We start from the raw sequence: 17,845 nt of genomic DNA on the forward strand, positions 1-17,845 counted from the left end.
TGAGGACGACCAGACATTGTAATTGTCTCCTTTACTTTGAACACAAGTCTATCACATATTTAAAAAAATGGTATAAGTCAGCTTCCAACTGCTCAATCGTCGGCAAACATCCTTTTAGGAAAAGCTGTTTCTCAGTCAACAGCTAAATGGTCTATAACTTTTGCTCCCCATCCTCGCTGCTGTTGCCTGTTTAAAATATTCCGTTCAATTAGCCAGTAAAGCAACACTAATTCGCGATTAACAGAAAGTACGGCCCGCACTTGATATTGCACAATACCTTCCTTAAGTTCTCGCAAAAAATCATGATAATCTTCAGCAATTGACGAACTATCCGCCAGAACCCACCCTCTGCCGATTTTCCCGAATCATCGCCTCTAACTTGGCACTCTAGGCAAATTGCCTCTCCAACTTCGCCGTCAAATGCAGCATCTTCTCGTCCAAACCCTCCTCCTCCTCCTCCTCCGCCTCCGCCCTCATATACCTCTCAGGAGTTAAAACATAACACTTACCGTTTTGCTTTTTTGTTGCCTTTTGACTCCGCACAAGTGTTACAACTCTTCTGGAAAGTACATTTGCAGCAAATCTCTCCCGCCCTAACCCAACCGGCCTAACTTCTCCAGGACTTAGGTAAAAAGCACCTAAAGTATGATGCGAAACTCAGGCAAAACTCTTATTCTATAAATCGATCGGGCATTAAACCGATATCCACAACCGCCAAGATTTATTGCCAAAAATTAAATCTTTCCGGCGAAAACTTGCTATTTACTGAATAAGACTTTAAAATCCAGCTATGTAAATCAAAATCTCAATGAGCAGCCCTGCAAGCACGAACCCGAAATGGGTCGCAAGTGCCAAAAAGCAGCAAAAGCTACCTTTTTTAAGTCTTTCAACAGCAAAGCATTGGCAGAAAAACCCAGGGATCGACGGTTGGCATCTTGGAACGAATGCTTTGCTCGCAATACTACAAATGTATCAAAACTTGTCAGCCAAATTTAGTCCTAACAGATGCCTAGCTGTAACTCTTGCTGCGTAAGGTTTCAGTTTCTAATTAGGCTGGTTTTATTGTCTTTAACTACTTGAGTGAGGATTTGCTCGCATGGTTTCGATTTCTACAACTCAATCCGATCGGCTACCTTTGTCTTCGCCAACCGTAACGGCTGCAACCCAAAGCACCGTGGCCGCAGCCACTGGGGTCTGCGTGACGGTTCACGGTCACTTTTACCAGCCACCCCGGGAAAACCCTTATCTGGACGCGATCGAACGCCAAGCCAGCGCCTCTCCCGCCCACGACTGGAACGAACGCATTGACATCGAGTGCTACCGCCCGAACGCCTTTGCCCGCATACTCAACGATCGCGGCGAAGTCACGGGGATCGTCAACAACTACGAGTATATGAGCTTCAACATCGGGCCGACCCTGATGAGCTGGCTCGAACGCTACGACACGGAAGTCTACCAGCGGATTCTGGAAGCCGATCGCAAAAGCTGTCAGCGCCTCAACGGTCACGGCAACGCGATCGCCCAAGTATACAATCACATCATCATGCCGCTGGCTAACGAGCGAGACAAATACACCCAAATTCGGTGGGGGATCGCAGATTTTCGCTCCCGGTTCAATCGCGATCCCGAAGGAATGTGGCTCGCCGAAACCGCCGTAGACTACGCCACCCTCGAAGTTTTAGTCGCTGAAGGCATCCGCTTCATTGTTTTAGCCCCCTCCCAAGCCGAACGCTGCCGCCCGCTAATCGGGCAAAACCACGAAGGGGAACCAGGGCAAAATTCCGAATGGCACGAAGTCGGCGGGGGTCAAATCGATCCGACTCGCCCGTACCGCTGCTATTTGAAGCCGGAAATGCGGTTGATGGCTGACCAACTCTCGCCGCTGAGCACTCACTATTTTGGCCGCCAGCACTCCCAAAATTCTGCTGCCCCACCTGCCAACACTCCCTACATTGATATCTTTTTCTACGACGGCCCGATCTCGCGGGATATGGGCTTCAATGACGTTCTCAGCAGCAGCCACCACTTGGCCGGGCGGTTGGGTCAAGCAGTACGGGGAGACCACCGACCGGCTCAATTAATCTGCGTGGCGACGGACGGCGAAACTTTCGGCCACCACAAAAACGGTACCGAAAAATGCCTCGCCTACGCCTTCACAGAAGAGTTTCCCCGTCGAGGCTGGACGGTGACGAATTTTGCTCATTATATAAGTCAAAATCCGAGCGCTTGGGAAGTGGAACTCAAACCGGTGACGGCCTGGAGTTGCTCTCACGGGGTCGATCGCTGGCAAGATGATTGCGGTTGCGGTGGCGGCGGCGAGTGGAACCAAAAATGGCGCCGCCCTCTGCGGGATACTCTCAATTGGCTGCGCGATCGACTGATTCCGATTTACGAAGAAGCGGGGCGCAAGCTGTTGTGCGATCCCTGGAAAGCCAGAGATGAATATATTGAGGTCATCCGCGATCGATCGCCCGCTAACGTTGACAGTTTCCTCGAACGCCATCAAGTGCGCCCCCTCGATGCCTCCGAACAGGTGGACGCCCTGCGACTGCTGGAAATGCAGCGCCACACCCTGTTAATGTTCACTAGCTGCGGCTGGTTTTTTGAAGAAATCTCGCGCCCAGAAGGCGTGCAAATTCTGCGCTACGCGGCCCGGGCGCTGGAATTGGCGGGCGAAGTTACCGGCGTGCAGCTAGAAAAGGATTTTGTTGCTCAACTAGCCCTCGTACCCAGCAACGTTGACTATTTCACAACAGGGGCAGAAGTTTACCGCAAACTCGTGGTGACAGCCCAAATTAGTCTCCGACAAGTGGCCGCCCACTACGCGATCAGTTCTCTATTTGCCAAATATCCCCGCGAACAGCGAGTTTACTGCTATCAGGCCCAGCAGCAAGATTTCCAAATTCAGCGCATGGGCTCGATGACTCTGGCTGTGGGTCAATTGCAGTTAACCTCGGAAATTACGCGGGAAACAGAGGTTTTTGTGTTTGCTGCGCTGCACCTCGGCGGCTGGGACTTCCACTGCTGCATTCAGCCTTTTGGCAGCCGCCGGTCTTACACTATGCTCAAAGAGCGGTTGTTTGGAGTTATGCAAGAAGCTTCGGCGTCCCACGCGATTCTGGAAATGGTGCGGCTGTTTGGGGATCAGTCCTTTAGCTTGCGGGATTTATTTGCTGAGGAACGCCACCGGATCGTGCAGTTGCTGAGTCAGGAAAACTTGACTCGCTTGGATCAGCTTTACACTCAGGTTTACCGCGAAAATTACGGGGTGATGATGGCGTTCCACCGCGACGAGTTGCAGGTGCCGGTAGAGTTGCAGGTGGCTGCTGAGGTGGCTTTGGGACACCGCTGTTTGACGGCGGCCAAGGCCCTGGAAGTGGAAACGGAGGATGTGGAACCGCTGCTGGCCGAAATTGAGGCGATCGCCACTGAAAGCGGCCATCTCCGCTGTCGGTTGAACGTTCCCGAAGTCAAGGAAATTTTGGAAAAGATGGTTTGGCGATCGCTTGACGCGCTGCTGCAACCAGGATCGGGCGCGGAGGCTCGCTCGCCTGTCAACTTAGAAGCTGATATCCGCACGATCGAGCGTTTGATTGCGGTGGGCGATCGGCTGAGTCTGGGTTTGTGTCTGGATCGATCGCAGGAACTGTATTTCAATTCTCTGTACACTCAAATTGTGCCTCTGTGTTTGGGCTGGCTGCAACTGCAAGATGCCTCGGCGGGCGACAGTGTGGTCGCTGCCGTTGCCTTGGGGATTGCAGGTTCCGGCGTGGGCTGGGACTTGTCTTCGATCCGGCAGTTGCTGGAGTTGGGTCAAACCTTGGCCGTTGATGTTGAGTGTTGGTTAAATCAGTTAAATTGATTGTTTTTCGATTAAACCAAATCAATTCTCGCCCTTGAAAATCCGCCCGATCGAGCTTTAAAAGCCGATCGGGCCTGCGGGTTCAACCGAGAATGGATCGACATTTCGGCTGAGGTGGAGCGCGGCTGGGGATCGAAGCAGCGACAGGGAACCGCCAACTTTGTTTAAGTTTTCGCTCTACTTGTGGGAAGATAAGAAGACTGTCGGCAAAGCCTACAAGTGTTAAGCACCCCTAGGCTTTGCAGAGTTTTGAAGAGAGAACACTAAATATAAGTCTATGAAAGTTGGCGATCGCGTTTGCATTAAAAACTCTGTTGTTGTCTACCACCACCCTGAAAATCGCAGTCAACCATTTGATATTAAGGGTATGGAAGGAGAAGTCGTGGCGATCGTTCACGAATGGCACGGCAGACCTGTCAGTGCTAATTGGCCGATTCTAGTACAATTTGACAAAAAATTTCGAGCTCACCTGAAAGAGGATGAGGTCGAATTGATATCTTCGGAAGTCTAGCTGTCTCAAAAGTTGAAGCCGGAGCCCAAAGACAATATCAAATCCGGTCAGTCGATTTTAGATTTTAGATTTTAGATTTTAGATTTACTCCACAGATGAATCTGGAAGCTTGAACTAGAGTCTAAAATTTTGCGCTGATCACGACTCCTGTTGGAAAGCAGGTATCCGTTTTTGGGCGGGAGTCAAATAGCTGTTGTACAGTTTGTAGTGAGGACTTCAGTTTTTTATGTCGCTTTTAGTCGATCGGCGGGGCTAAACTCCTTACTACCAACCGTCTTTTTTATTTAATCATTAATTTTTCGACCGTCTGCGGCTGAACCAACCTAAAATATTCCAATCTCCCTGCATTTTCTGCAATTCCTGCTGATGCTGCTTGGCTGTAGCGTAATACCACTGGCAGTGAAGTTCTAGTTCTTGACGGTACTTAATTTCATCGTAAAACTCGCGGACAATTTGGTGTCTCTGAAAAATTTCGGCCGCGGGAGTCGGTTCTGGGGCAATGTTTTGCAACTCGTGGGGCAGCATGATTGTTTGGGGGCGACGGTGGCTAATATTGGCTTTAATGACTTTAAGCTAGCACACTGAATCAATTTTGGATTTGGGAAGTGACTTCACGGTTGAGACTACTTAAATTCTTCCATCCAAAATCCCCAATCTAAAATTCTGTTAAAGCCATCCCCGCAGCCGATAAACGATTAAGCCGATGTATTCTTTCAAAGCTTTAGTTGACTGGTTTAACTGATAGGTATCCGGCAATAAATCCAAGGCGACTGCTTGCCAATTGTTTTGGGATGCTGCGATATCCTGCTGCGTTATCTGGAAGTCTGTTGGTGCGGCAATTGTTTTTATTCCTTGACGCTGGAAAATTAAGAGCGAGCGAGTCATGTGCATTGCCGATGTCACTAGCAAAACCGGCCCTTTTATAGCTTTAGCATCTAAAATTTTCCGCACGTTGACAGCATTTTGATAAGTGTTGTGTGAATCGGGGTCTTGCAGAATTGCTGATGCCGGTACACCCATTGTTTGGGCAATTTCTGCCATGTCTGCCGATTCGGGAGCCCCGCCGCCTTTCCAATCTACTCTACCGCCGCTGAGAATGAGCAGCGGAGCTTTGCCTTGCCGGTAAAGTCGGGAACCGTAGATTATTCGATCGCCCGCTTCCGCTAATTCTACCCAAGGACGGGGAGGTAAAGCTGCTTTGACACCGCCACCCAAGACGATTATCGCTTCAGCTTGAGGGAGTTCGGCGGTTGGTAAGTTTTGCCATTCGAGCGATCGAACTAACGATTTTGAAACCCAACCGCTACTTCCGAGGAGTAAAATAATTAAAGCCCCAGCAATTGGCGCCGCCGCCCATTTCGGACGCTTCCAAAGTGTGATTAAAGCCGCCATCATTAACAGGCAACTCAACCCCAAAGGATAAATAAAAAGTGGCAGGAGTTTCGATAGAAATACAAACATTCAGCAAGTAATTCAAATTGCTCGTTAGCGGGAATGGGTAATTGGAAATGAACGAGCGTTAGTCGCTAATCTGTAATTAGTAATTTAGGTGGCGGGAGTGGTTAATTTTTAGTATAGAGTTGTGAATTATGAACTCTTTAACTTAAAGCTTACAACTCAATACTCAAAACTATTTTCGGTGCTAGCGACGATCCTCTGGTCCAGATAACCAGCCAAACAATGTAGCAGCATCACCCCTAGAGGTTTTGCTATATTTATGGGCGTCCCTTTGCACTACTTCTTTATTGACGATAGCATCTGAGGTTTTGTCCTTGGAATTCATATTCGGGTTGAGTAGTAATTCGTTGTGCCACCAAGCGACAATTAAACCTGCTGCCACGCCACCGATGACACCCAAGCCGAGACTCAGGGGCAGCGTACATCCTACTAAGCGAAACCCAACGGTAAACAACACAAACCATATCAGCGCGGGGCTAAACCCCTTGGAGTCTCCAGTAAATTTTGGCATGATCTGTAAGTTTTGTTTTTAATAATACAGAAAGATATTGACAATATTAGCAGACAATCAAATTGCCAAGGGCGATCGCTCTGCAACTACTCTCCACAAATCAAGTTTAATTGTACCTCTAAGTCTTGGGCGGTATCTACAATCTTTACAGAAATTTGCTCTAATTCTGTAAAAGGTTCAAAATCTGCTTGCTGCGAACTCAATAGTTCGGCTGTCGCGTCGGCAATATCGCCCCTGCGCTGTTGCAGGCGTTCTCGCAATACTTCAATTGGTGCGGTGCAGTAAATAATTTGCAGGGGCAAGCCGTGGGATTGAGCCTGATTAATTGCATCGGTTCTCAAGTTTTGGCGATCGAACTTTGCATCTAAAATCACATCCCAACCTCGGTCAGCCAGCACTATCCCCAACTCTAACAATCTACCATAAGTCTGGGCTGTCATTTCATCCGAGTACAAATCTTGCCCCCCGCGTTCATTTAAAGGAATTCCCCCTAAATGTTTGCGAACAGCATCGGATCGAATGTGAATTGCCCCTGTGCGGCGAGCCAAATATCGAGCTGCTGTACTCTTGCCAGAACCAGACAAACCCGACATCAAAGTTAACTTGCCTTGGCGCGGTTGCGTGTATTGCCAAGCCAGTTTATAGTAATGAGCTGCTGTCTGTGAAATCTCTGCTTTTTGGGCAGTTGAAATAGCGGCATCGTCCAACATTAACGAAGTTACTTTCGCTCTAACATAAGCTTGACGGATCAAATACAGAGGCAACAGTTGCAGTCCTTCCCAATCCCCTGTTTGTTCGATGTAAGTATTGAGAAAAGCATTGCCCAAGTCTCTGCGCCCCCGCGATTCCAAATCCATTACTGTAAAAGCCACATCGTACATGAAATCAACAAAGCGAAAAGGCTCGTTAAATTCAATGCAGTCAAACAGCAAGATTTTATCTTGCCAGAATGCTATATTCCGCAAATGCAAATCTCCGTGGCACTCGCGAATTTTATTATTGGCAATCCGCCGGTTAAATAACTCTTGATTGGTCACAAAAAACGCATCAGTATAATCTTTAGTTTCCTGATATTGTCTCTGAGTCTGCGGCCCGCCGATATATTTTTGCGAAATCCGGTAATTGTTATCTATTGCTGTGCGAATCTGACTGACTTCGCCAAATGTCCGAATATAGCTATTACTAATTGCTCTGCTGTGAAAGTTGGCAACTTCGCGCCCTAATTCTGCCATAAGTTGCTCTGTTAACAGTCCGCGTTCCAACAAACTAAGCAACAGCGTACCTTGAGGAAACTCCCGCATTTTTAGCACATATTCTACAGCATTTTCTGTAGATTTTAGTGCTAGTAAGTTCCTGCCCAATTGAAACGAATCCCCAATTTTAATAATTGGCAAAACTTCTAGATAAATTTCCGGAGCAGTGCGTCGGTTAAGCAGCAATTCTTCGTTGCAGAAATGCTGCCTTTTCTCCACAGTTGAATAGTCCAAAAAGCCAAAGTTGACTGGTTTCTTTAGTTTGTAAGTATACTCTCCTGTCAGCAAAACAAAGGAAGCATGAGTCTGAATTAGCTGCACTGGTTCTGTCACCCCATGTGGGTAAAACCCGGGCTGCAACATTTGCTGAATCAGAGGTGGGAGACAAGTATCAGTCATATCAATTTTAGATTTTGGATTTTAGCTTAGATCGATTTGGGCTTGGAGATTTAGATAAAGATAACTTAAAGAAAATAGATGTTGAGTTGAAGTCAATTTATTATAAAGTTGATAATTAGTGTAAACCAAAAATTACTGATGACAGAAAACAATCAAGATTCCCGCTCCGTGGATGTGTTTGGCGTGGGAAATGCCCTGGTAGACATCCTAGCATTGGTGGAAGATGAATTTGTACTCGGCCACGGGCTGAATCGCGGCGGGATGACGCTGATGAATTCGGAAACGCAGGGGGGGATTTTGCACGATTTAGAACACAATTCGCTGCAAATGCGATCGGGCGGTTCGGCGGCAAATACGATGATTGGTTTGGCTCAAAGCGGCGGTAAAGCGTATTATTCGGGGAAGGTTGCTAAGGATACTAACGGCGAATTTTATCGGCGAGATTTGCTGGCGGCGGGGATTGATTTTAACGTGCATCCTGCTGAGTCGTCGAAGGAACCCACTGGTACTTGTGTAGTGCTGACTACGCCGGATGCGGAACGCACGATGTGTACTAATTTGGGTGTTTCTACTACTCTGGCTGCGACTGATATTGATGTCGATCGCCTGAGTCACTGCAAGTACAGTTATGTTGAGGGTTATCTTTGGGATGCTCCCGATCCGAGAAAGGCTAGCATTGAGACGATGGAACAGTCTAAGCGTCTGGGTGTGAAGGTGGCTTTTACTTTTTCGGATGGCTTTTTAGTTGATCGCTTTGCTGATGATTTTCACAAGGTGGTTTCGGAATATTGCGATGTAATTTTTTGCAATGCTGATGAAGTTCGGAGCTTTTTTAAGGAGGAATCTCTGGAAGAGTGCGCTCGGAAAATGAGCGAGATTTCGGATTTGGCTTTTATCACTAATGGGGATAAAGGCTGCATGGTGGTGGAGAACAAACAGATTGTTGATGTGGCTGGATTTCCGGTAAAGGCGATCGATACTGTGGGTGCTGGGGATGCTTTTGCGGGGGGTGTTTTGTTTGGAATTACTAATGGTTTGAGTTCTACACAAGCGGCTCGTTGGGGCAATTATTTGGCTTCTTTGGTGGTGCAGATTCACGGGCCTCGTCTGGAGGGTTCTCAGGCTCATCTTTTGAGTGAGGTGATTTCTGGTTAGGAATTGAAATGGGCGATCGCACTTTTTGTCGTAAGGGCGATCGCTCTTTTTTAAACCGCAGATAAAGGCAGAGGAACGGGGATGAACGCAGATGCAGCAAGGGCGATGGTGTTAAAATCAGTGAAAGTTTAATTAACCGCACTTGAAATGCTAACAATTACATCGTTCACAGAGATAGTAAATAGGGCTTTAATTACCAATCAATTGCTCTTATGATTGCCAATAACTTATTCAGCCAGACCTATTTTAGCTGTTTTTTTTTGCACCTGACAACCTTTTGTGGGTCAGACAATCCAGAGAGTGTTTACTTTTCCAACTTATTAAACAAGCCCTAAGTATGTGTAAGGTGTACCGTGCGCCTTCTACAGATAGAGTTAGCACGTAATTCCTCAACCTTATTTCATCAGATAGGGAGGTTCAGATTACCCAAATAAATCCCGATCGCACTACTGGTACAATTGCGATCGACGTTTGCGCTCAATCAAATGGGCAGTATCTGTGTCAGATTTCATCATCTCTGAGCGATCGCCCTGATGATACCATGAATTTTTACGGACAAACGAAAGAACACGCGATCGCGATCGCTCTAGAACATTTAGCCGAAGAGTATCGCGAGAAAGCAGAAGAGTCTCAGAATATAGATTCGCTCGCCGTGGAAATTTCAGATTCTGAAGAACCAATTAATAAATATTATCATGTAATTGTACACTACGAAGAAATTGCGGAAGCAGAATCTAAGTTTAAGGCAGTACACAATACAATGATGGGAAATACGATAGTTGAGAAGGCCAGAATTGCAGCCATTGAGATTTCTCCAGATATTGAAATCCAGCCGTTAGAGCGATCGGGATATTGAGCGATCGGGACTTACGAGCAGAGACTATATGTAGGGTGCGTAGTGCGAACCTTACCCCTACGCATCAACGATCGAAACGTGAGTTTGAGGCGATCGACTAGAAGCGATTGCATAATTTCAAATACCCATTAATCCAGGTTTCGGAGGCAAATACGGACCGAATACCCCACCTACTACACCTATTGTTTGTGGTATCTTTCTGCTGTCTCCTTCCACAAGAGTTTCTCCCTTCACATTTAATTTAGACGAATCAGAACCATCTAGCATCATTACTCGATTAGCTCCAAAATTTATGAGAGTATCACCAGCATTTTTTTGATTTGAATTGCCGGAAGTAAACAATAAAACGCTCTCATTAATCCCATCAGAACCATGAAGATCGCCAATACCGATGAAAGTTCTGCCCTTTTCCACATTCCGTTCTGCTCCATACTCTATATGATCGTAGCTGACAAGAATATTTTTGGCTAAAGATGAATCGAAAGTGTTACTATTGTAGTCTTTGATAGTTGCCCGATCGGAGAACAACTCTAACATGAGTAGACTGTCTGCTTCCTCTTGGGTTTTAGCACCAGTGCTTGCTCTTTGCCCATCAATTTTTAGAGGGTGAATAACTTGAGCGCTCGTATCCCAGAACCAGCCTCCAAACCAAAAATTGTTAACAGTATCCAAAGGTCCTTGATCGAAGTATTGACCGTTGGTAACAGAGAAAACCCGCGAATTTGCTCTTGAAAAATCCGACCATGCCTCATCAATAGTTTGAGTCTTAAACTCAGGACTATTGCCCTGCTCAGTAATTTCTCCATGAAGGAACTTGACGGAGGCTCCTTTGCTTAGATCTACAACTTGTACGTAGTCAGAGTCTCTGCGATAAAAATCAACACCTATTGCACTAGGCAAAGTCTCGAAGCCATCGGGAATAGTTCGCGGTTTTTCAGGTATTGTACCGCCTGGGGTGTTGCCACCGTTGTTACTTCCTCCGGGGTTAGTGTTACCAGGATTGGACGGTTTAGCAGGCTCTTGGTAAGCAGTTGCCTTGTTGCCATTCCAGTAAATGTGACCGCCTTCAAAGTATTGAATCTTGTTACCGTTGCCCCGATCGATCTCTCCGCTCTTGGGAACTCCCAACCTACCATCCAATCCGCCTGTTTTCAAGTATTCTTGGCGGATACTGCCGTAAATCGGAAAAGTTCCTTTGGAACTGCTGACAATCGAACCGCGCTCAAATAGTTGATAGCTGACATTACCTGAATAGTTGGTGACATCAGAAGTGGGTTTGCCGATCGCACTTTGATACTTGTCGTAAACCGGATAGAATTTGCCAGCAATATTGTGACCGTTGATAGAGGTTGAATTAGGTGACTGTTGCTCTGGCTTTTCGATCGAATTGTCACCGCCATCAGATGCCGCTACTTCTACAGGAACCTCTATTTTTTGACCTTCAGAAATTACGCTGGGATTGGAAATGTTGTTGTGTTTGGCAATGAATTTGTAGTAATCGGGAGCAGCGCTGCCCATTGTTTCTCTGGCAATTTCGCTGAGACTATCTCCGGCTTGAATCGTGTAAGGTTGCCACTCATAAGATTTGCCGTTAAATCGATCGGCAGTAGCTCGTTCCATTGGCTTCGCGAGCCCTTCGTAACCCCAAGTTTCAGGTGTTGCGAATTCTGCGCGAGTGCTCGATTGCGGTGCTGTTTCCTTCGCTAGCTGCACGGCTTTATCTAAATTCAACAATCCAAAACCTGTTTTCCGATCCCAACCCGGTAAATTGACATCGATCGCACTTTGTTTGAGAATATCAATTACTTGGCGATCGCTCAACTCTGGATTGCTTTCCCACACAACAGACGCCATCCCAGTCGCTTTCGCTGCTGCAAAAGAAGTTCCCGTAAGCGCATCTAGATCGTTTTCCCCCTCGGCAACTACAGCATCCAAACCATAACCGTAACTCGAATATGACGATCGGCGCACTCCGTCAAACGCCCCAACTGTCATAATATTGTCAAACTCCTGGGAAGCTTGACCCAAAACCGACATCACACCGCCATCGTTGCCAGCAGCAACCACCAGCAGCACTCCATTCTGACGAGCATATTCTAAAGCAGCCCGCTCTCTGGGCGTCAATTCGTAGCGCGTCGTCACCCTGCCGTCGGGGTTAACTTGAGTTAAGTCTAGGCTGAGGTTGACAATAGCATTCCGCTGCCCCTGTGCCTTGGCTTCCTGCACAAAATCTGTCAGCGACAAGTCCCACTGCCCGGAACCGCTGGCGCGTCCCAGCCAAACAGGAGCGCGATCGTTAATACCGTCAATGCCAATATTATTACCTGCGCGAGCGCCAATCAAACTCCAAACAGCCGTGCCGTGTTCGTTTTCTGCATCAGACGACACTAAAGGGTTGTTGTCATTGTCAATGCGATCGCGCCCCAGTGTCACTTTAGAGTAGTCAAGATCCGGATTGTTCGCAGCAAACCCACTATCGATAATCCCAATCAAAGGCAGGCTGGGCTTCTCTGGTGGCACAGGCGGTTCCGGCTCAGCGGGCGGTTGAGTTTCAGCCGGTACCTGGGTATCATCAACAGGCGGTGTTGGCTCTACAGGAGGTGTTGGCTCTACAGGAGGTGTTGGCTCTACAGGTGGCGTTGGGGCTACAGGTGGCGTTGGGGCTACAGGCGGTGTTGGCTCTACAGGTGGTGTTGGGGCTACAGGTGGCGGTGGAGCCACAGGCGGTTTTGCCTCCGCAGGTGGCGTTGGCTCCGCAGGTGGCGGTGGAGCCACAGGCGGTTTTGCCTCCGCAGGTGGCGTTGGCTCCGCAGGTGGCGTTGGCTCCGCAGGTGGGGGTGAGGCTACAGGCGGTGTTGGCTCCGCAGGTGGGGGTGAGGCTACAGGCGGTGTTGGCTCCGCAGGTGGCAGTGGGGCTACAGGCGGTGTTGGTGCAGGTGTTGGCGCAGGTGCAGGTGTTGGCGCAGGTGTTGGCGCAGGTGCAGGTGTTGGCGCAGGTGTTGGTGTGGGTGGAGGCGGTTCTGTATCCGCAGGCGGTTTGCGCTCATCAGGCAGTTTTGAGGTGACATAATCGATCAATTTCTTACCGCCTTCAGATTTAGTCCAATCCTTAGCCGGAGCGATAACTTCTTTCACCTCGACCGCTTTGCCTGTCGCACCCGTCAAACGGAAAATCACATCCTCGTAGTCGTAATCTGACTTCGGAGTAATTGATCGATCCTCGATCGCGAATGTCTTACCATCGCCAGTAATATCTGCCACCTGACCCAACAGCCAAGCATCATCCGCGTCACTGCTAGATAGCGAAAACAGCGGACGATTGTCGCCGCCAATATCCGGTTTATCAAATACTTCTTTAACCGTGCCATCCGGCACCAGCATCACAGCAAATGCTTCTCCAGGAGTCATCGCAAACTTCTTCACACCTTTGTAGGGCCCGGTGTTCAGATTTACCTTCCCTAAAGTACCCCTGAATTGAGGATCTGTTCCTTCTGTAATATCAGAAATCACGACGTGACCCAACACCGAATTACTCAGAGCCCTTTTTGCAGCTTCCTTGATAAACTCCTCAGAGCCTGGAGTAAATTTCTCCATACCCTGCAAACTAAATATGGCTAATTGTCCTTTGAATCCGCCGCCATCATACAGGAAATCAAAGCCTACTTCACCGGCAGGATCGGACGTAAAAAAACCGGAGTCAACCTTCAAACCTGTGAGTGGGTCAACTTTGTCATTTGCCGCCAGACTAATCTGATAGGTTGTGTCGGAGGAGATGGGAGAAACTTTGAGAGTATAGTCTCCTGCGCCCAAATTATCGGTACTGAGAGTTCCGGGATTTTTGCCGCTAGTTGAAATAGTTTCGATCGGCTTTCCTTGGCTGTCGAGCAGTTCCATTTTCAGACCGCCGCTAAAACCTTCAGCCAAGACTTGGAAACTGCCTGCCGCAGGACGATTGAAACGATAAATGTCTGTGGAATCGAGCTTACCAACGAAATCGATATTGAAATAGTTATCGTTAAGACTGCCGAGTTGAATGTTAGACATTTTGCACCCTGCCCACAAACTTACTTGTATTTTAATCAGTCGGCATAATTGAGCGATCGAGTTTCAATACATCTGGGCTGCTTCCCAGATCAGGTCTCTCCCCACAACACAGATATCCACCCATTCCAAAATCTACGATTGTAAGCTACTACCTATCTCTCGGAATTAAGTCTTACTTTTTTCGCTGCAAGCAAACTTTACAGACATTACTTTGTAGCCAGGATATAGTATTAGTTTGGGTTAAAGATTTTTTGAAAGAAAGCTCATTACTACCTTCTATCTGTTGAGGATACTTTATGTGTGCAAAGTTGACAAGCAATCTGAACGATTACTAGCTTGGCGAATTTAGATGTCAGTCAATGAGACAGGACTTACGCACAGCCTCTAAATATAGGGTTTTGTAGGGCAATCCCCCCGCTGATGAAGACTCCATACATCTGGATATGGCGCGTAAATCCTGCTTGATGTGTTGTGGAACGGGCGGAATATCCCGTTTTCTTAGTCTCTTAGAGAGCGGCTTCATTTGTGTAGTAGTGCTTTCAACCGCCGGGTTTTAACCGCCGAGTTTCAGCCGCCGATTTTATGGACTTCAACCACTAGAATAAATCCCTCTTTCTTGCAGTTGTTGCATAAAAAACTCTTCCAAACTAGGCTTAGCCAAATTCATGGCAATTAGCTGCCCTCCCGTACCACTCAGACTAGAAATAAACTCCTTCGGCTCGCCCTGCAAATGACCGTACCACAAATCATTATCAACTTCCATATCCGGTATCCATTTTTGCAGGATATTCAAGTGGCCGCCCCTACCTTCAACTCGGTAAGTTTCAGTATTACCCAAGAGTTCGTCTATCGCCCCAATGCAGATTAATTCACCCCTAGCCAAAATAGCCACTCGATCGCAAATCTTCTCCACATCAGACAATATATGCGAATTAAAAAAAATTGTTTTTCCTTGATTTTTCAGCGATAAAATTATCTCCCGCATCTGATAGCGGCCCATCGGATCTAAACCAGACATCGGCTCATCCAAAAATACCACATCTGGATTGTTAATCAAAGCTTGAGCCATGCCGATCCGTTGCAGCATTCCCTTAGAATACTGGCGCAACTGTTTTTTAATTGCTGCCGATTGAGATAGCCCAACTAAGTCTAGCAAATTCGGAATTCGCTGCCGCTGAATTGAGGGGGGAATTTGAAATAAGCCCGCCGCAAATTGCAAGAATTCCCAGCCCGTGAGATAATCGTAAAAATAGGGATTTTCTGGCAAGTAGCCGACTCGCTGCTTCACAGTGCGATCGCCCAAAGGCCTCCCCAACAGCAGCGCCCTGCCAGAAGTCGGCCGTACTATACCCAGCAAAGTTTTCAGCAGCGTAGTTTTCCCCGCTCCATTTTGCCCTAACAGCCCGAAAGTTTCCCCCTCAGAGACAGTCAGAGTGCAATTTTTGAGCGATTCAATTTTTTCATTCATCCAGAAGCCGGTACGGTAGAACTTCCCCAGATTAAATGTTTCCACCACTGGGGTAGCTCTGGGCATCTCGATGGGATTTGGCGCATCTACAAGAGGTTCCATTTTGGTCAGAGAAATAACTAGCACCTGATTATATTCTATTGCATAAGTTAAGTAATAATTGCTATTTTTAATGTTAAACTAATATTAGCTGTAGTTAAAACTTGCTGAATATGGATCGTTCAAAAATTGTTGCTATTATCACCGGCGTGATTTCTATAATTTTAGCAGTTGCCTACCTGCTGCTCGTCACCCTCCTCGACTTCCGAGGCGAAATGCTGCCCGCACCTCCAAGTCAATTGCCCGTCTCCATGCCATTTCAGCAATTAGGCACTGCTAACCCGACTTTGCGAGCACCAAGAATTTATTCTCAATCGTGAGAAAATTAATACAATTAAAATTCCGAAATTTCCCCAGCACATGATGTAGACAAAATTACCGATAAACTAACGATAGGTTGAGATAATCGGCTAATAATTCTCACCTATATTTTGGCTCAATAAAGTCAATTTAGCATGATGGAGGATTTTAGATATGAAACCGATAATTCTAATCGCTATCTTAACTCCTTTGTGGTTGACTCCGCCGGCGAAAGCGGAAAATATTACTTGTACCCGACAACGGATTGCAACACATTACTGCAAAGATCATATTAGTCAAGCTCTGAATATTACTCTCGGACAAGCTTCAGATTTAATTAGCAAGTGGCTGGAGGCAAAGCAGACAATATTTGCTCCTCCATTCGATCGCCAATTGCTGGCTAAAATGACTACAGGTATTTTGTATGCCGATACAGTCAAAGGGATAGACTATCTGACAAACAGTAATTCTCAGTACAGATACGGTGTCCAAAAAGTTGAATCCGTCGAACGCTTTGCAGCATCTGGGAACAAAGCCACTATTGAAGTCAGAGTCACCGAAGATGCCACAGTTTACCGAAATGGCAAAGTCGATAGTAGCAGTTTCAACACTAAGCTAGTTCGCTATACCTTAGAGTATTGGGATGGCATCTGGAAAATTGCCGACTCTCAAATTATTAGCCATTAGTCATGGGTTAGTTGTTATTTGTTACTAATTATAATTAGTAATTGCTAATGGTGAGTGGAACTAATGACCAAAGACCCATAAACAAATCACAAATAACAACTCACTAATAAGAACTAACTAATACACATGAATTGCTTTCATCATGTGATATGCAACTAGCAACTGCGTCAAAGCTAGCGGGTAACTTTGCAAAACTTCACCAGTTGTGCCGATCAGTTTGCCAATTTCCGGGTTGCCTTGGGCGGAACAAAATCCCCGCAGGTGTGGCAACTCGCTGCACAAAATCTTTTCTAGTTCGTTTACTTGCTCACTGGTAGCATGGGAGTCTACTTCCAAAACGTCAACAGGTTTGCCCATGTCGCGATCGAGTCCCAAGCGAATTGCAGGTTGAAAACTATCGCTGCCTCGACCTAAAATTTCAGTAAAATCAGGGTGAGGAATTGTCGGTCTGAGCACTAAACGGACGCTCAAATTCGATTCATTGTCCGCTTCTGGCGGGTAAAAACTAACTACAACATCGGCAGATTTGCGCTGAGGACGAATGAAGTCTTCAGAGTCCGGTTCCCGTTTTTTTATTTCTGCAAGCACCTGTTCTTCAGTATAACCGCGCTTCATGACATCGCGCTTAACTTTCCACTGACTTCGCAATTCTTCGGGAGGAGCAAGATACACTTTTACGTCGTAAGAATCGCGGATGGTTCGGGTTGCGTAACCCAGCAAACCTTCAACTATTACAAATTTGCTGGGCTTGATGTATTCCGGTGGGTCGAATGTACCTGTGGTGTGGTTATAGATGGGTTTGAGAATTGCTTGTCCGGTACGCAGCAGGCTGAGGTGCTGCTGCATGATGTCGAGGTGATTGCAGTCGGGATGCAATGCTGTGATTCCGATTTCGGCCCGCTGCTTTCTGTCGTAGCGATGATAGTCGTCAGTGCAAATCACAGTGACATTTTCTGGCCCTAATACTTGGGCAATTCCCCGCGTCAGGGTGGTTTTGCCCGCTGCGCTGTCTCCGACAATACCGAGAATAATTGGTCGATCGCTCATTGTTTTTACCCGGACGCACAATAGCAAATTTTGTTGTCAATCTTAAATCTTATCAAAATTGTGTTCGATCCGATCGCTCGGTTTGACTTGCTTCCCCCAGAGTCTCCCCTATGTGTAAAATTATTGTAAAATTTCTTAATAAAATTCAACAAAGCATACTCAGGGAACATCTCATTGAACGATCGTAATTACCCA

Annotated in this window: 14 protein-coding genes; 6 read left to right on the forward strand and 8 right to left on the reverse strand. The window is 46.9% G+C overall.

Going from position 1 to position 17,845, the window contains the following annotated elements; genetic code table 11:
* Positions 1-131 precede the first annotated feature (131 nt).
* Positions 132-296: a DUF1016 N-terminal domain-containing protein gene (locus QUA25_RS04010; protein WP_333035763.1), complete on the reverse strand. Its 165-nt coding sequence runs from the start codon at positions 294-296 to the stop codon at positions 132-134.
* A gap of 800 nt (positions 297-1,096) precedes the next feature.
* Here QUA25_RS04010 and QUA25_RS04015 point away from each other — a divergent pair.
* Positions 1,097-3,862, forward strand: coding sequence for a DUF3536 domain-containing protein (locus QUA25_RS04015; protein WP_333035765.1), 2,766 nt, complete (start codon positions 1,097-1,099; stop codon positions 3,860-3,862).
* Between the two features lie 277 nt (positions 3,863-4,139).
* Positions 4,140-4,373: a ferredoxin-thioredoxin reductase variable chain gene (locus tag QUA25_RS04020; RefSeq protein WP_006635793.1), complete on the forward strand. Its 234-nt coding sequence runs from the start codon at positions 4,140-4,142 to the stop codon at positions 4,371-4,373.
* A 291-nt stretch (positions 4,374-4,664) separates the two neighbouring features.
* On the opposite strand, the gene QUA25_RS04025 is transcribed toward QUA25_RS04020, so the two are convergent.
* The 4 genes from QUA25_RS04025 to QUA25_RS04040 form a co-directional block, all read right to left on the reverse strand.
* On the reverse strand, positions 4,665-4,898 hold the full coding sequence (locus QUA25_RS04025) for a hypothetical protein (RefSeq protein ID WP_333035767.1): 234 nt from the start codon (positions 4,896-4,898) through the stop codon (positions 4,665-4,667).
* 141 nt (positions 4,899-5,039) lie between these two features.
* Positions 5,040-5,834, reverse strand: coding sequence for a YdcF family protein (locus QUA25_RS04030; RefSeq protein WP_333035768.1), 795 nt, complete (start codon positions 5,832-5,834; stop codon positions 5,040-5,042).
* A gap of 181 nt (positions 5,835-6,015) precedes the next feature.
* Complete coding sequence (locus QUA25_RS04035; protein ID WP_333035770.1) at positions 6,016-6,342, reverse strand: hypothetical protein; 327 nt, start codon at positions 6,340-6,342, stop codon at positions 6,016-6,018.
* 86 nt (positions 6,343-6,428) lie between these two features.
* On the reverse strand, positions 6,429-7,994 hold the full coding sequence (locus tag QUA25_RS04040; RefSeq protein WP_333035772.1) for an AAA family ATPase: 1,566 nt from the start codon (positions 7,992-7,994) through the stop codon (positions 6,429-6,431).
* 138 nt (positions 7,995-8,132) lie between these two features.
* Between QUA25_RS04040 and QUA25_RS04045 the strand changes: the two genes are divergently transcribed.
* On the forward strand, positions 8,133-9,149 hold the full coding sequence (locus tag QUA25_RS04045) for an adenosine kinase (protein ID WP_333035774.1): 1,017 nt from the start codon (positions 8,133-8,135) through the stop codon (positions 9,147-9,149).
* Between the two features lie 541 nt (positions 9,150-9,690).
* A complete protein-coding gene (locus tag QUA25_RS04050) occupies positions 9,691-10,005 on the forward strand; it encodes a hypothetical protein (protein WP_333035775.1) in 315 nt (104 codons plus the stop codon).
* 117 nt (positions 10,006-10,122) lie between these two features.
* Here QUA25_RS04050 and QUA25_RS04055 read toward each other — a convergent pair whose 3' ends face one another.
* Together QUA25_RS04055 and QUA25_RS04060 are read right to left on the reverse strand one after the other, a co-directional pair.
* Positions 10,123-14,049: a S8 family serine peptidase gene (locus QUA25_RS04055; RefSeq protein WP_333035776.1), complete on the reverse strand. Its 3,927-nt coding sequence runs from the start codon at positions 14,047-14,049 to the stop codon at positions 10,123-10,125.
* Positions 14,050-14,638: 589 nt separating this feature from the next.
* The gene (locus tag QUA25_RS04060) at positions 14,639-15,619 is read right to left on the reverse strand and encodes an ABC transporter ATP-binding protein (RefSeq protein ID WP_333035778.1); all 981 of its coding nucleotides are present in this window, start codon (positions 15,617-15,619) and stop codon (positions 14,639-14,641) included.
* Between the two features lie 110 nt (positions 15,620-15,729).
* On the opposite strand from QUA25_RS04060, the gene QUA25_RS04065 reads away from it, so the two are divergent.
* Together QUA25_RS04065 and QUA25_RS04070 are read left to right on the forward strand one after the other, a co-directional pair.
* Positions 15,730-15,936 (forward strand): hypothetical protein, encoded by a 207-nt coding sequence (locus QUA25_RS04065; RefSeq protein ID WP_333035781.1) that lies wholly within the window; start codon positions 15,730-15,732, stop codon positions 15,934-15,936.
* A gap of 154 nt (positions 15,937-16,090) precedes the next feature.
* A complete protein-coding gene (locus QUA25_RS04070; RefSeq protein ID WP_333035783.1) occupies positions 16,091-16,603 on the forward strand; it encodes an ARC6/PARC6 family protein in 513 nt (170 codons plus the stop codon).
* A gap of 117 nt (positions 16,604-16,720) precedes the next feature.
* Here QUA25_RS04070 and QUA25_RS04075 read toward each other — a convergent pair whose 3' ends face one another.
* A complete protein-coding gene (locus QUA25_RS04075; protein ID WP_333035784.1) occupies positions 16,721-17,650 on the reverse strand; it encodes a phosphoribulokinase in 930 nt (309 codons plus the stop codon).
* Positions 17,651-17,845 lie beyond the last annotated feature (195 nt).

Origin of the sequence: Microcoleus sp. Pol17C6, from assembly GCF_036701145.1 — a bacterium.
Classification (GTDB): Bacteria; Cyanobacteriota; Cyanobacteriia; order Cyanobacteriales; family Microcoleaceae; genus Microcoleus.

Excerpts from the sequence above, each read along its gene's own strand:
- QUA25_RS04015 (WP_333035765.1), top strand. The coding sequence starts at position 1,097 with ATGGTTTCGATTTCTACAACTCAATCCGATCGGCTACCTTTGTCTTCG.
- QUA25_RS04045 (WP_333035774.1), top strand. The coding sequence starts at position 8,133 with ATGACAGAAAACAATCAAGATTCCCGCTCCGTGGATGTGTTTGGCGTG.
- QUA25_RS04025 (WP_333035767.1), bottom strand. The coding sequence starts at position 4,898 with ATGCTGCCCCACGAGTTGCAAAACATTGCCCCAGAACCGACTCCCGCG.
- QUA25_RS04065 (WP_333035781.1), top strand. The coding sequence starts at position 15,730 with ATGGATCGTTCAAAAATTGTTGCTATTATCACCGGCGTGATTTCTATA.
- QUA25_RS04055 (WP_333035776.1), bottom strand. The coding sequence starts at position 14,049 with ATGTCTAACATTCAACTCGGCAGTCTTAACGATAACTATTTCAATATC.
- QUA25_RS04070 (WP_333035783.1), top strand. The coding sequence starts at position 16,091 with ATGAAACCGATAATTCTAATCGCTATCTTAACTCCTTTGTGGTTGACT.
- QUA25_RS04035 (WP_333035770.1), bottom strand. The coding sequence starts at position 6,342 with ATGCCAAAATTTACTGGAGACTCCAAGGGGTTTAGCCCCGCGCTGATA.
- QUA25_RS04075 (WP_333035784.1), bottom strand. The coding sequence starts at position 17,650 with ATGAGCGATCGACCAATTATTCTCGGTATTGTCGGAGACAGCGCAGCG.
- QUA25_RS04020 (WP_006635793.1), top strand. The coding sequence starts at position 4,140 with ATGAAAGTTGGCGATCGCGTTTGCATTAAAAACTCTGTTGTTGTCTAC.
- QUA25_RS04050 (WP_333035775.1), top strand. The coding sequence starts at position 9,691 with ATGAATTTTTACGGACAAACGAAAGAACACGCGATCGCGATCGCTCTA.
- QUA25_RS04030 (WP_333035768.1), bottom strand. The coding sequence starts at position 5,834 with ATGTTTGTATTTCTATCGAAACTCCTGCCACTTTTTATTTATCCTTTG.
- QUA25_RS04060 (WP_333035778.1), bottom strand. The coding sequence starts at position 15,619 with ATGGAACCTCTTGTAGATGCGCCAAATCCCATCGAGATGCCCAGAGCT.
- QUA25_RS04040 (WP_333035772.1), bottom strand. The coding sequence starts at position 7,994 with ATGACTGATACTTGTCTCCCACCTCTGATTCAGCAAATGTTGCAGCCC.